We start from the raw sequence: 12,629 nt of genomic DNA on the forward strand, positions 1-12,629 counted from the left end.
TACAATAATAATTTAGCGTCAAAATTAACCTATATAAGGTTAAGTGTGTTATAATAAAAACATTAATAAAACATAAAGTTTTGATAAAAAGGGTAGTTTAATTGTGTTTTAAAAAACAAATTCCGGCAGGGAAACCCTACCGGAACTTTTATTAATTGTTTTAAAGTAGTTGGAATACTGCTTATTTTATAACCACTTTTTTAGTAGTTACATTGTTACCAGCAGTAACAACAACCATGTAAATACCTTTACCAGCATTTTCTAGGTTTATTGTTTCTGAACCAACAACTCTTTTAGTTAAAACCTGTTTTCCAAGTGTATCAAAAACTTCAACTTGTGCAGCTGCATCTACAGCAGGTAGCTCTATTTGAAATTCTCCGTTGTTAGGATTAGGATATAATACTACATCTTTGTTTGTAGTAGTAGTTTGGAAAAAGTTATTGTTTTGAGTAGTAGTAGTTTCTTCTGCTATAGGAGAACCTGGTCTTGCACTTAAAGCGTAGCAATCCCACTGTATATCGTCAATAATAGTTCTTCTAACACTGTTCTCGATTTCGATAGTAACATCTCCTGTTACGTTTATCACTTCAGAGAATTGTGTAGCTGATGTAGAAGATACTGTGATGTCTCCACCGTACTGCACACCATTTACAAATACTTTAAGTGTAGAGTTTCCAGAGAATACACGAGCGTAGTTGAATGTAAGTGTACCTACACCACCTGTTATTGTTGTAACGTTAGTTAATGTACCTGTTCTTACAGCTATGGCATCACCGTTAAGGTCTCGGTCAGTTCTTGCATCGTTTGCAGTCCAAACAATGCCGTCGTTACCTGTCCAAGTTCTTGTAGAGTAGCTGCTTGAGCTAGAACCTAAGTTATCAAACGTTTCGTTACCACCTGTACATGGAGCAGCATTTGTAGTTATCTCATCTTCGATATTTGTAGAAGAGTAAACAGGACCACCAAAACAGTTAGTATCGTTATACGCATATACATATATTGGGTTTGTTGATGAAGCAGCAAGATCTGATATTGTGAATGAAGCACTAGTACCTACATAAGCAACAGTTGCATCGCCAAGAACATCTCCTACTACATAAGCAGTACCATTTACAGGAGTACCAGCAACACCAAGACCATTGTCTGAAAGAATTACAAGAGCAATAAATCCAGATGCAGTACCATTACCTGTTATAGCTACATCAGCAGAAGTATCAGTAATGTTTGAAAGCGTCATTGTACCATCAGCATCAGGAGCAACACATGCATCTTGAGCGTTAGCGTTAAGGTTTACAACACAAAGTGACTCATCAGCATCATCACTTTCTACAGTTAAAGTAGCTGGGTAGGCTGCCTCAGTAGCACTGTTAAATCTAACTGTTACATCTTGTGTAGCGTTAGAGGATAATACGAATGTTGTAGATACTGGAGAAACTATTGTATAGTTAACATCGTCGCTTAATAAAAGGTCATTAATTTCAAGATCTAGTAAACCTCTGTTCTGAATTGTAAATGTAAGTTCGTTATCAACACCTGTTTCAACATTACCAAAGTCTAAGTTAAAGTTACCACACTCTTGGTTTGAAAGTTCGCTATCAAGTAACTGAATTTCTGGAGCGTTAGGTGCTGTATAACAATCCCACTGTACATCGTCTACTATTGTACGGTTACCGCTGTTTTCAATTTCAAGTGTTATATCACCAGATACATCTACTGCTACAGAGTATTGTGTAGCTGTTTCGTCAGATACTGTAATATCAGCACCGTACTGTACACCGTTTACAAATACTTTAAGTGTAGAGTTCCCAGTAAATACACGGGCATAGTTAAATGTAAGTGTACCCATACCACCAGTTACAGGTGTAGTGTTAGTAAGGCTACCTGTTCTTATTGCAATAGCTTCACCGTTAAGGTCTTGGTCAGTTCTAGCATCAGTAGCTTCCCACTCAACACCGTTGTTACCTGTCCAAGTTCTTGTAGTATAGTTGCTTTGGTTAGCACCAGTGTTATCAAAATTCTCGTTAGCGCCAATACATGGAGCAACTAATGTAGTAAACTCATCAAAACCACCATCTGTAGCATATAATGGTCCGCCAGTACAGTTAAGGCTGTTAAATGCATATACAGTTACAAAATAATCAGAATCTTCTTCAAGATCAGAAACTGTAAATGTTGGAGAATCTCCTATGTAAGCAACAACACCAGTATCTATAGCATCACCAACAGTGTATGTTACGCCATCAACAGGTCCAGAAAGAAGTTCAGCATTGCTTATTATAGCAATGTAGTTATCAGCAACAGAATTTTGCATTTCAACATCAACAGATGATGAAGTAGCGTTTGATAAGATAATCTCATCAGCAATAGCAGGAGCAACACAAGGTCCAACAGCTATACCTGCTAGGTTTACAACACACGAAGCTTCATCAGCATCGTTGTTAGCTATTGTTAAAGTACCTGCTTTGGCACCACCAGTAGCACTCTCAAATCGTACTAATACTAGAGCAGATTCTGAAGCCCCAACAGTAAATGGTACTGATGGAGATATAATTGTAAAATCAGCATTACTCATTGTAAGTGCTGTTACATTAAGGTCGTCGTTACCGTTATTTTTAACGGTAAATACAGCATCCTTATACTCATTCACATCTACAGAACCGAAATCGATAGTGTAGTCTCCACAAGCCTGGTCCGTACTACAAGCGTCAGCAAGTTGTAGTTCAGGCGCTGGAGTTGGAGCAGGAGCATCCGAACAGTCCCAAGAAAGGTCGTCAATAATAGTTCTGTTTCCGCTGTTACGTATCTCGATAGTTATATTACCAGATACGTTAATAGCCTGCGAAGCAGCAGTAATTGTAGTTTCAGTTACATCAATGTCAGCACCATACTGTACACCGTTAACAAAAATTTGTAATGTAGAGTTTCCAGAGAATACACGTGCGTAGTTGAATGTAAGTGTACCTACACCACCTGTTATAGTAGTGGTATTTGTTAAACTACCAGTTCTTATAGCTATAGCATCACCATTAAGGTCTTGGTCAGTTCTAGCATCAGTAGCTTCCCACTCAACACTGTTATCACCAATCCAAGTTCTTGTAGTGTAAGCACTAGAGCTTGAGCCAAGGTTTGTAAAACTTTCAGATCCGCCACCTGTGCATGCTACAGTAGTAGCAGTTGTTTTAGCAGAAACCAAGTCTTTTGTAGTACTTAGGTTTCCAAAAGATAGCCCCGTTATTCCAGCAACAGCTAAGGCTAATAAAAATCTTTTTTTAAACATAATAATTAAAAATTAAGTTGGGTAAATCGTTGAATTAAAGCATTTTGTACCTGCAGGGTTTGTTACTTTAGATTTCAAATTTATGTTTATTACCCTGTTCAAAAACATTTTTTTAGCTAAGTATTTATTATCTTAATGTTATTAAGTATCTCATTTTTAATTATTTAATATTATTATTTAACTATTCACCTATAAACTAAATTTTCATGTTATTATAGCGTAAAATATGTTGATAACTATAAAGGTGGTATGAGTAAAAAGATGAATTTTTACTAAAATTTATTCTGTTTCGTTGTAAGAAATTTAATAATTAACCACTTATTACAAACATAATGTATGCTTGTTTGTTAGGCTTAACCTAAAATAGATACAATCTATTTTAGGTTAAATTCTCATAAGTATAGATTTATATTGCCTTGCTTTTAATGGTTACTAGTAATATTTTATATATTTTAGCGAACGTTTTAATAATAGTACTGTTTGTGCAGTATACCAATTACACTTTGTAATACATTTGGGTAGTATAAAAAATGGAATTTAATTATATTATAGGGTATCTCCTTGCTATTTTGGTTGGTGTTTCGCTTGGGCTTATAGGTAGTGGAGGCTCTATACTTACCGTTCCTATTTTGGTATACGTACTTGCTGTAGAGCCCGTATTGGCAACTGCCTACTCCTTATTTATAGTTGGTACATCGGCATTGGTGGGGGGCGTAAATAATGCGTTCCAAAAAAATGTGTACTTTACCATTGTAGGTGCTTTTGGTATACCATCGTTATTATCGGCCTATTTTGTACGAGCTTTTGTAATTCCAGCTATTCCAGATGTACTTTATACTAGTGCATCTTTTACAATATCAAAGTCCTTAGCATTAATGTTGCTCTTTGCCGTTGTGATGCTGTTAGCATCTGTAAGAATGATACGTTCTAAAGCTGCCAGCACAGATGCTGCAACAAGCATTTCGTACGTACGTTTGGCATTGCTTGGTGTATTTACAGGTATGCTCTCGGGAGCGGTAGGTGCAGGAGGAGGCTTTTTAATAATACCCGCACTGGTTTTTTTAGCACATATACCAATTAAAAAAGCAGTAGGAACATCGTTATTTATAGTTGCCCTACAATCGTTAGCAGGATTTATGGGCGATATTTTTCAGCGTGATATTGATTGGGTGTTCTTACTTACTTTTACAGCAACAGCAATATCGGGTATTTTTATAGGAACCTATTTAAGTAAAAAAATACCAGGTGCTAAATTAAAAGTAGCTTTTGGCTGGTTTATACTTACCATGGCATTTTATATCCTGATAAAAGAATTATTTTTAAACTAAAAAAGCAACCCACGTAAGGATTGCTTTTATGCGTCTTTATCTTATTCAGAGTAATTTAGGTCTTATTTGCTATTTCTATTGTTGCCAGTTTCTCTCCTAAATCTTTTTTAAAGTTTTGATGCATAAGATTGGTAAAACCATTTTTTATGGTACCATCGGCATTTAGTATAATAGTACGGTTTAGTTTGGTAATTACCCATTTATCTTTAAGTATTTGGAAACTTGTAGCACGAAGTTGTAGCGCTTTATCAAAATTGGTTTTAGTAACTATTTTTTTCCATTCAGGATCTTCATCCAAATTAATAGCTATAAAATTAACATTAGGAAATTCCTTTTTTAGTCGAGTAACTTTTCTGTTTACCATTTTTAAGTGCGAACGCGAACAAGTAGTCCAAAAATAAATAACAGTTTCTTTGTCAATATCGTTATCAATATCAAAAGAGTTATTGTTTGTATCAACAAGTGCTACTTCAGGTAGCTTGTTACCACTTTCAAGATCGTCTATAGCATTACCAATTTTCATTATCTCGTTCTCACTATCATTATCTGTAGATAACTCCATGTAATGCGCCAAGAACTTTTTATTATTATGTATATTCTGATCCTCAAGCAAGTACGAGAATGCTATATTGTTGAGTATATCGTTTTTAATTTTCTCATCGTTGAATATAGAATCGGCTAACTTTAGTTTTATAATGTTCTCTCTAAGCGGTCTGTCTTCAATATACTTGCCTTTAGGCATTTTTGCTGCTGCCATATTGTTTAGCATAGCATTGGTATAACGTATAAACGGAGAAAATGCGGTTAGTTTTTTATTATTAAAATCAATACTATCTCTATAGCTATAATAATTATTGGGTAATGATAGATTAATTTTTTTATCTCTCCTACGATTATGCAAATGTGGGTAATGTTCTTTTTTGGTGTACTGACTAAATTTTAAACGTGTTTTTGCATATACATCAAAATCCTCACTCCAGTCAATTTGCTTTTTATTTTTATTATAAAATCCCGCACGCTTTGTGTAAGAGGCATCAATTTCTTTAATAAAATCCTTATAATCTTTTTCGTAAACTCTATAGCTATTAATCCTATCAGCCTCATTTAAAAGGTATAACTCCATTAAAAAGTTATTCTTTTTCTCACCACGTCCGCTAAAAGCAAGCGACTGATCAAAATTTTCAGCGTTAACAGATACCATTATGCTATCGTTTTTATCAAAATAAATATATTGGTACTCGGGCTCATGCCTAAAACTGTACATACCAGGTGCAAGCGAGTCAAATTTTATAAAAAAACGATTGTTTTTGTCTAACGGTATTGTATCAATAGCCTTCTTATCCTTACTAAATATAACGTAAGGGCTTCTTGGACTAATAACTTCTCCTCCAAAATAAGCAGTGTAATTATCATCCTCATTATCACAAGACATAAGGGTAAACAGCAACGATAATAAAAATAATTTTTTAAATATATTTCCCATTAAAATCTAATATTCAACAAACCACAAAAATATTTTTTATATCCCTTAACAATAGTTAAAATACCGTTAAAATGAGTTTATTGGGTATAAAGCATTTTAGGTAGTATATTAGTGTGTTGTTTTTTATATTTTTGCCAAAAAATAAAAACACATGCTTACAGTTTCAAATTTATCTGTACAATTTGGTAAACGCATACTTTTTGACGAAGTAAATACCTCGTTCACACAAGGTAACTGCTACGGAATTATTGGTGCCAATGGTGCAGGAAAATCTACTTTTCTTAAAATACTAGCGGGCGATATCGATCCTACATCAGGACACGTAACTCTGGAGCCAGGCAAACGAATGTCGGTACTGAACCAGAACCACAATATGTTTGACGAATATACGGTGTTAGAAACGGTTATGATGGGGAACAAAACCCTGTATAAAGTAAAAAAAGAGATGGATGCGCTATACCTTAATCCTGATTTTTCGGATAAAGATGCTGAAAGGGTAGGAGAGTTACAGGTAGTTTTTGAAGAGATGAATGGTTGGAATGCCGACTCTGATGCTGCTACGTTATTATCCAACTTAGGTATTACTGAGGAGTTCCATTACACCCTAATGGGTGATATGGATAGCAAACTAAAGGTACGTGTGCTATTGGCACAAGCACTTTTTGGTAACCCAGATGTGTTGATAATGGATGAGCCTACCAACGATTTGGATTTTGAAACTATAGCATGGTTAGAGAACTTTTTAGCTAATTACGATAATACAGTTATAGTAGTATCCCACGACCGTCACTTTTTAGATGCCGTATGTACCCATATATCGGATATTGACTTTGGAAAAATAAATCAATATTCAGGTAACTATACGTTTTGGTACGAGTCCAGCCAATTAGCAGCCAAACAACGCGCACAACAAAACAAAAAAGCAGAAGACAAGAAAAAAGAGCTACAAGAGTTTATTATGCGCTTTAGTGCCAACGTAGCAAAATCCAAACAAGCTACCAGTCGTAAAAAAATGATTGAAAAGCTTAAAGTAGATGATATTAAACCCTCTAGCCGACGTTACCCTGCTATTATATTTGAACAGGAACGCGAAGCGGGTGACCAGATATTAAACATATCAGACCTTAGTGCCTCTGTAGAAGGGGAGGTATTATTTAAGGGTGTAGACCTTAATATGGCAAAAGGCGATAAGGTAGTTGTATTCTCTAAAGATTCTCGTGCTACAACCGCTTTTTACGAAATATTAAATGGTAATATGGAGCCTGACACGGGTAAGTTTGATTGGGGTATTACCACAACACAATCGTATCTACCAGCGGATAACCACTCGTTTTTTGAAAACGACCTTACGCTTGTAGATTGGTTGCGCCAATGGGCTACCACAGAGGAAGAGCGCGACGAGGTATATGTACGTGGCTTTTTAGGTAAAATGATATTTAGTGGCGAAGAGGCACTAAAAACAGGTAGAGTACTATCGGGTGGGGAGAAAGTACGTTGTATGCTATCGCGTATGATGATGCTACGCGCCAATGTACTAATGCTCGATGAACCAACCAATCACCTAGATTTGGAGAGTATTACAGCATTTAATAACTCCTTAAAAAACTTTAAAGGTTCGGTACTGTTTACCACACACGACCACGAGTTTGCACAAACCGTTGCCAACCGCGTACTGGAAATTACCCCGAATGGTATCATAGACCGTTACATGACGTTTGATGAATATTTAGAAGACGATAAGATAAAAGAGATGAGGAAGAAGATGTATACTGTGTAACATAAAAATCGTAATTGCCTATGACAGACAAGGATTATTTAAAAAACCTTAGGATACCAACTAAAGAAAATCCGCTTAGAGTATTATCTAGCGCTTGTTTGTTAGGACAACTTTGTGGAGTGGATGGTACTAGTAACGGAACTTACCCAAGTGTACTAAAGCTAGTTAATTACGAGAATATTAAGCTAATACCATTTTGTCCTGAAGATTTTGTTTTTGGTACACCTAGAGAAACACCCGACATTGAAGGTGGAAATGGGCACGATGTGCTTGAAGGTAAGGCAAAAGTTATTACAGAAACAGGAAAAGATATAACTGCCAAAATGATAACAGCATCGTTAAAAATGCTGGAAATTGCCCAACAAAATAATGTAGAATTAGCGATACTAATGGATGTTAGTGGCGCTTGTGGAAGCCAAGTAATTTATAACGGCTCAAGATTTTCAGAAAATCCAATCTACCAAATTGGTATGGGAGTTTGCGCCGCTCAGCTAGACAAACACGGAATAAAAATAATCAGTCAAAGAGATTATAAATCGTTAGAAATTCTTTATTCTAAAATTGATAAAAATCATATCATTCAAAATGATGTAATAGATCATGATGAACACGAATGGTATCTTGATTATTTTAAAAATCATTAATAGAGTTAGTAGTACAGCACCTATTTTTATTTATGAAATATTTTGAAACGCCTGTTGATTATTTTCTAACAAAAAATAAAGATAATATAGTTGTTAGTATTGTTAACAATACTGAGATTGCTCAGGGCGGTCCTGTAATAGGTGATTTAAAAATAAACAATGCCTTTGTAGATCAAAGATATATATTTGGAGGACCAATAATAATAGATAATGAATTCGTTTATTGTACTGTTTTTATTAGAGGTAGTATATTTAAATCTTCTGGCTTTAAGATTGTCAAAATTAACACACTTTCACTTGATTTATTCTTTGTTGGTGCTAAAGAGTCGCTAATATGGCTTCAAAAAATTGAAGAGAATAAGATTTTCTTTCGTAAAAGTCTTTATGGAAACCTTGAAGATGTATACTTTATAAACGATTTTTAGACATTACAAAGCATAATACTCCCTTGAATATAATACTTTAGAGCTATTTTATTCAAAAATGAAATAAGATATTTTCTAATTCGTCATTTCGTAGTTTCTACAATTCTATTTTTTATGTACTTTTACAAATCAAACACAACATCGCATTATGAGCCAGAAAATATTGCTTACTTCACACGAAGTCAATATCATACTACATCGTTTGGCGTGCCAGTTAATAGAAAATCATCTCGATTTTAAAGATACTATATTAATAGGATTACAACCTAGAGGAAGTTATGTAGCCCAGCGCATGAAACAGTTATTGGAGCAAGAATACAACGTGCCAGAAGTACCGCTTGGTTTTTTAGATATTACTTTTTTTAGAGACGATTTCCGCCGATCGGATAAACCTTTAGAAGCCAATAAAACCCAAATAGACTTTTTAGTAGAAAACAAAAATATTGTTTTTATAGACGATGTGTTGTATACAGGGCGCAGCATACGCTCGGCACTTACAGCCATACAATCGTTTGGGCGACCTGCTTCTATAGAGTTATTAGTATTAATAGACCGTCGTTTTAGCCGACACTTGCCCATACAACCTGATTATAGGGGACGTCAGGTAGATGCCATAAACAATGAAAAAGTAAAGGTTACCTGGAAAGAGAATGAAGGAGAAGATAGTGTTTACTTAACTTAAATACCACCAGACAATTACAACAATGAAAGAATTAAGTGTTAATCATCTGCTTGGCATAAAATATATCACAGAAAGTGATATTGACCTTATTTTTGAAACTGCCGACCAGTTTAAAGAAGTAATTAACCGCCCCATAAAAAAAGTACCTTCGTTACGCGATATTACCATTGCAAATATATTTTTTGAGAACAGTACGCGTACTAAACTATCGTTTGAGTTAGCGCAAAAACGTTTGTCTGCCGATGTAGTTAGTTTTTCAGCAGCACAATCGTCCGTTAAAAAAGGCGAAACCCTTATTGATACGGTAAATAACATCCTAGCCATGAAGGTAGATATGGTTGTTATACGCCACTCATATCCTGGTGCAGCCCATTTTTTATCCAAAAATGTAGGTGCTAGTATTATTAATGCAGGCGATGGTGCCCATGAGCATCCCACACAGGCATTACTAGACTCGTACACCATTCGTGAGCGCTTAGGTACACTAAAAGGTAAAAAAGTAGTAATAGTAGGCGATATTTTACACTCGCGTGTGGCACTATCCAATATTTTTGCATTGCAATTGCAAGGTGCAGAAGTTAAGGTTTGCGGACCAAAAACATTGATGCCCAAACACATAGAATCGTTAGATGTAAAAGTAGAATCGAACCTGCGTAAAGCACTAGAATGGTGTGATGTTGCCAATATGCTCCGTGTACAAAACGAACGGCTGGATGTTAATTATTTCCCTTCAACACGAGAGTATGCACAACAATACGGGGTAGATAAGGCACTTTTAGATTCGTTGGATAAAGAAATAGTAGTAATGCACCCCGGACCTATAAACAGAGGGGTAGAGATAACAAGTGATGTAGCCGACTCGCAACAATCGGTAATACTTGACCAAGTAGAAAATGGAGTAGCGGTACGTATGGCAGTTACCTATTTGTTAGCCTCTAAAATAAAATAGTATATTAGTAAGTGTAGCATAAATATCAAAAAAAATGAAAGTAGAAGAAAAAGGACATACGGTAACTATTAAGGATACACAAGGCGATACTGCTGCTTTTTTAGATAAAATAACAGCTAATTATAATACTTTTAAAGAGCATAATATAATCATCGATCTTACAAAACACGAAAATGTTACTTTGCAAGAAGTAACGTCTTTCCTAACCTTATCCAACAAACATCGTATTGCTAAAAAATCGTTTGTAATTGCAGTAAATGATTTTGATTTTAACGATGCCCCTGATGAGATGACGGTTGTACCCACATTACTTGAGGCACACGATATTATAGAGATGGAGGAGATAGAGCGTGATTTAGGCTTTTAATCAAATTGTTTTACCATTTTTAAGTAAAAGCCATAAAAAAACCGAATGAATTTAACCATACTAGGCTGTTATGCGGCAACACCTCGATCGATGACTAATCCTACCGCACAGGTATTGGAAATTAAAAACCGAATGTTTCTTATTGATTGTGGCGAGGGTACACAAGTACAACTCCGCAAAAACAAACTCCGTTTTTCTAAAATAAACCATATTTTCATATCGCACCTGCACGGCGACCATTTTTTCGGACTTATAGGCTTAATATCTACATTTTCCCTACTCAACAGGCATAACGATTTGCATGTGTATGGTCCGAAAGGCATAAAAGAAATAATTTTACTACAACTCAAACTGTCCAATTCTTGGACAGGGTATAACCTATATTTTCACGAATTAACATCTAACGAACCCGAAATAATATTTGAGGACGATAGGGTTACCGTTACTACTATACCACTACAACACAGGGTATACACCAATGGTTTTTTATTTAAAGAGAAGCCAAACGACAGAAAATTGAATATAGATGTAGTGCGTGAATATGGTATAGAAACGTGCTACTATCAAAAAATAAAATCAGGGTATGATATTATTTTGGATGATGGCAGAACTATACCGAACGAGGCATTAACTTTTGACCCACCTGCACCAAAAAGCTACGCATTTTGTTCTGACACTATGTATAACGAAGCAATACTACCTATAATAAACAATGTGGATGTACTCTATCATGAAAGTACATTTTTAGAGACCGAAGCCCATTTGTGCGAGCGTACTATGCATACCACAGCCAAGCAGGCAGCTACCATTGCCAAGCAGGCAAATGCCAAAAAGTTAATACTGGGGCATTTTTCTACGCGCTATGGTAATACCGATAAATTTAAAGAAGAAGCCACCACTATTTTTAATAACGTAGTACTTGCTGATGATGGTAAAGTATTTGAACTTGATAAATAATTTATAACTTGGTACAGTAGTACATAAGCTATAACCCAATTAACAATAAAAATGAAAGACCTTAGTAATTATAGAAAATCGTACGAAAAAAGCGAACTTAAAGAGGGTAGTTTACCCGAGGACCCGATAACGCTTTTTAGGGATTGGTTTACTGAAGCAGAGGCTTTTGATAGTACTGCCGAAGTAAATGCCATGACAATAGCTACAATAGGGCAGGATGGTTACCCAAAAGCACGTACTGTGCTGTTAAAACAATTTACATACGAAGGTTTTATATTTTATACCAATTACGAATCGGAAAAAGGAAAAGCAATAGCAGCAAACCCTAATGTATGCCTCACTTTTTTTTGGCATGAGCTAGAGCGCCAAGTAATTATAAAAGGCAAAGCAGAAAAAATAGCCCCAAACCTATCAGACGGTTATTTTGAAAGCAGACCTATAGGCAGTAGGTTAGGCGCGGTAGTATCGCCGCAAAGCCAAGTAATACCCTCACGAGATTATTTAGACGAAAAACTTCGGTTGTTAGAAAAGGAATATGAAAGTAAAGAACTTACCCGACCAGCTTATTGGGGTGGCTATATTGTAAAACCAATAGCGGTAGAATTTTGGCAGGGCAGAGCCAACAGATTGCACGACAGGATGCGTTACGCACTGCAAGAGGATTACAATTGGAAGCTAGAAAGGCTTGCACCATAAATTTAATACAAATTAAAACCCTATTAATGTAATTTGTATTGGTT

The 12,629-nt window shown here is 35.6% G+C and carries 11 protein-coding genes; 9 read left to right on the forward strand and 2 right to left on the reverse strand.

Annotated elements, in window-relative coordinates:
• Positions 1 to 181: 181 nt before the first annotated feature.
• On the reverse strand, positions 182 to 3,277 hold the full coding sequence (locus K1I41_RS09345; RefSeq protein ID WP_220640088.1) for a choice-of-anchor D domain-containing protein: 3,096 nt from the start codon (positions 3,275 to 3,277) through the stop codon (positions 182 to 184).
• 530 nt (positions 3,278 to 3,807) lie between these two features.
• Between K1I41_RS09345 and K1I41_RS09350 the strand changes: the two genes are divergently transcribed.
• On the forward strand, positions 3,808 to 4,605 hold the full coding sequence (locus K1I41_RS09350; protein ID WP_220640089.1) for a sulfite exporter TauE/SafE family protein: 798 nt from the start codon (positions 3,808 to 3,810) through the stop codon (positions 4,603 to 4,605).
• 55 nt (positions 4,606 to 4,660) lie between these two features.
• Here K1I41_RS09350 and K1I41_RS09355 read toward each other — a convergent pair whose 3' ends face one another.
• Positions 4,661 to 6,088 (reverse strand): TlpA family protein disulfide reductase, encoded by a 1,428-nt coding sequence (locus K1I41_RS09355; protein WP_220640090.1) that lies wholly within the window; start codon positions 6,086 to 6,088, stop codon positions 4,661 to 4,663.
• Positions 6,089 to 6,239: 151 nt separating this feature from the next.
• On the opposite strand from K1I41_RS09355, the gene K1I41_RS09360 reads away from it, so the two are divergent.
• From K1I41_RS09360 to pdxH, 8 genes are all read left to right on the forward strand, one after another.
• Complete coding sequence (locus K1I41_RS09360; RefSeq protein WP_220640091.1) at positions 6,240 to 7,865, forward strand: ABC-F family ATP-binding cassette domain-containing protein; 1,626 nt, start codon at positions 6,240 to 6,242, stop codon at positions 7,863 to 7,865.
• A gap of 20 nt (positions 7,866 to 7,885) precedes the next feature.
• Positions 7,886 to 8,509: a 2-thiouracil desulfurase family protein gene (locus K1I41_RS09365; RefSeq protein WP_220640092.1), complete on the forward strand. Its 624-nt coding sequence runs from the start codon at positions 7,886 to 7,888 to the stop codon at positions 8,507 to 8,509.
• A 32-nt stretch (positions 8,510 to 8,541) separates the two neighbouring features.
• Positions 8,542 to 8,934 (forward strand): hypothetical protein, encoded by a 393-nt coding sequence (locus K1I41_RS09370; protein WP_220640093.1) that lies wholly within the window; start codon positions 8,542 to 8,544, stop codon positions 8,932 to 8,934.
• 148 nt (positions 8,935 to 9,082) lie between these two features.
• Positions 9,083 to 9,616, forward strand: coding sequence for a bifunctional pyr operon transcriptional regulator/uracil phosphoribosyltransferase PyrR (pyrR, locus tag K1I41_RS09375; RefSeq protein ID WP_220640094.1), 534 nt, complete (start codon positions 9,083 to 9,085; stop codon positions 9,614 to 9,616).
• Positions 9,617 to 9,638: 22 nt separating this feature from the next.
• Positions 9,639 to 10,565 (forward strand): aspartate carbamoyltransferase catalytic subunit, encoded by a 927-nt coding sequence (locus tag K1I41_RS09380; RefSeq protein WP_220640095.1) that lies wholly within the window; start codon positions 9,639 to 9,641, stop codon positions 10,563 to 10,565.
• A 34-nt stretch (positions 10,566 to 10,599) separates the two neighbouring features.
• On the forward strand, positions 10,600 to 10,932 hold the full coding sequence (locus tag K1I41_RS09385) for a ribonuclease Z (protein ID WP_220640096.1): 333 nt from the start codon (positions 10,600 to 10,602) through the stop codon (positions 10,930 to 10,932).
• Between the two features lie 45 nt (positions 10,933 to 10,977).
• Positions 10,978 to 11,889 carry a ribonuclease Z gene (locus tag K1I41_RS09390; RefSeq protein ID WP_220640097.1) on the forward strand — a complete coding sequence of 304 codons (912 nt, stop codon included), beginning with the start codon at positions 10,978 to 10,980 and terminating at the stop codon, positions 11,887 to 11,889.
• A 51-nt stretch (positions 11,890 to 11,940) separates the two neighbouring features.
• Positions 11,941 to 12,585: a pyridoxamine 5'-phosphate oxidase gene (pdxH, locus tag K1I41_RS09395; RefSeq protein ID WP_220640098.1), complete on the forward strand. Its 645-nt coding sequence runs from the start codon at positions 11,941 to 11,943 to the stop codon at positions 12,583 to 12,585.
• The last annotated feature ends 44 nt before the right edge of the window (positions 12,586 to 12,629 follow it).

Origin of the sequence: Flavobacterium litorale (assembly GCF_019613795.1) — a bacterium.
In the GTDB taxonomy this organism is placed as follows: Bacteria; Bacteroidota; Bacteroidia; order Flavobacteriales; family Flavobacteriaceae; genus Flavobacterium; species Flavobacterium litorale.

Bases quoted from the DNA above. Each gene is read 5' to 3' on its own strand.
- K1I41_RS09360 (WP_220640091.1), top strand. From the start codon at position 6,240: ATGCTTACAGTTTCAAATTTATCTGTACAATTTGGTAAACGCATACTT.
- pdxH (WP_220640098.1), top strand. From the start codon at position 11,941: ATGAAAGACCTTAGTAATTATAGAAAATCGTACGAAAAAAGCGAACTT.
- pyrR (WP_220640094.1), top strand. From the start codon at position 9,083: ATGAGCCAGAAAATATTGCTTACTTCACACGAAGTCAATATCATACTA.
- K1I41_RS09380 (WP_220640095.1), top strand. From the start codon at position 9,639: ATGAAAGAATTAAGTGTTAATCATCTGCTTGGCATAAAATATATCACA.
- K1I41_RS09370 (WP_220640093.1), top strand. From the start codon at position 8,542: ATGAAATATTTTGAAACGCCTGTTGATTATTTTCTAACAAAAAATAAA.
- K1I41_RS09345 (WP_220640088.1), bottom strand. From the start codon at position 3,277: ATGTTTAAAAAAAGATTTTTATTAGCCTTAGCTGTTGCTGGAATAACG.
- K1I41_RS09355 (WP_220640090.1), bottom strand. From the start codon at position 6,088: ATGGGAAATATATTTAAAAAATTATTTTTATTATCGTTGCTGTTTACC.
- K1I41_RS09385 (WP_220640096.1), top strand. From the start codon at position 10,600: ATGAAAGTAGAAGAAAAAGGACATACGGTAACTATTAAGGATACACAA.
- K1I41_RS09390 (WP_220640097.1), top strand. From the start codon at position 10,978: ATGAATTTAACCATACTAGGCTGTTATGCGGCAACACCTCGATCGATG.
- K1I41_RS09365 (WP_220640092.1), top strand. From the start codon at position 7,886: ATGACAGACAAGGATTATTTAAAAAACCTTAGGATACCAACTAAAGAA.
- K1I41_RS09350 (WP_220640089.1), top strand. From the start codon at position 3,808: ATGGAATTTAATTATATTATAGGGTATCTCCTTGCTATTTTGGTTGGT.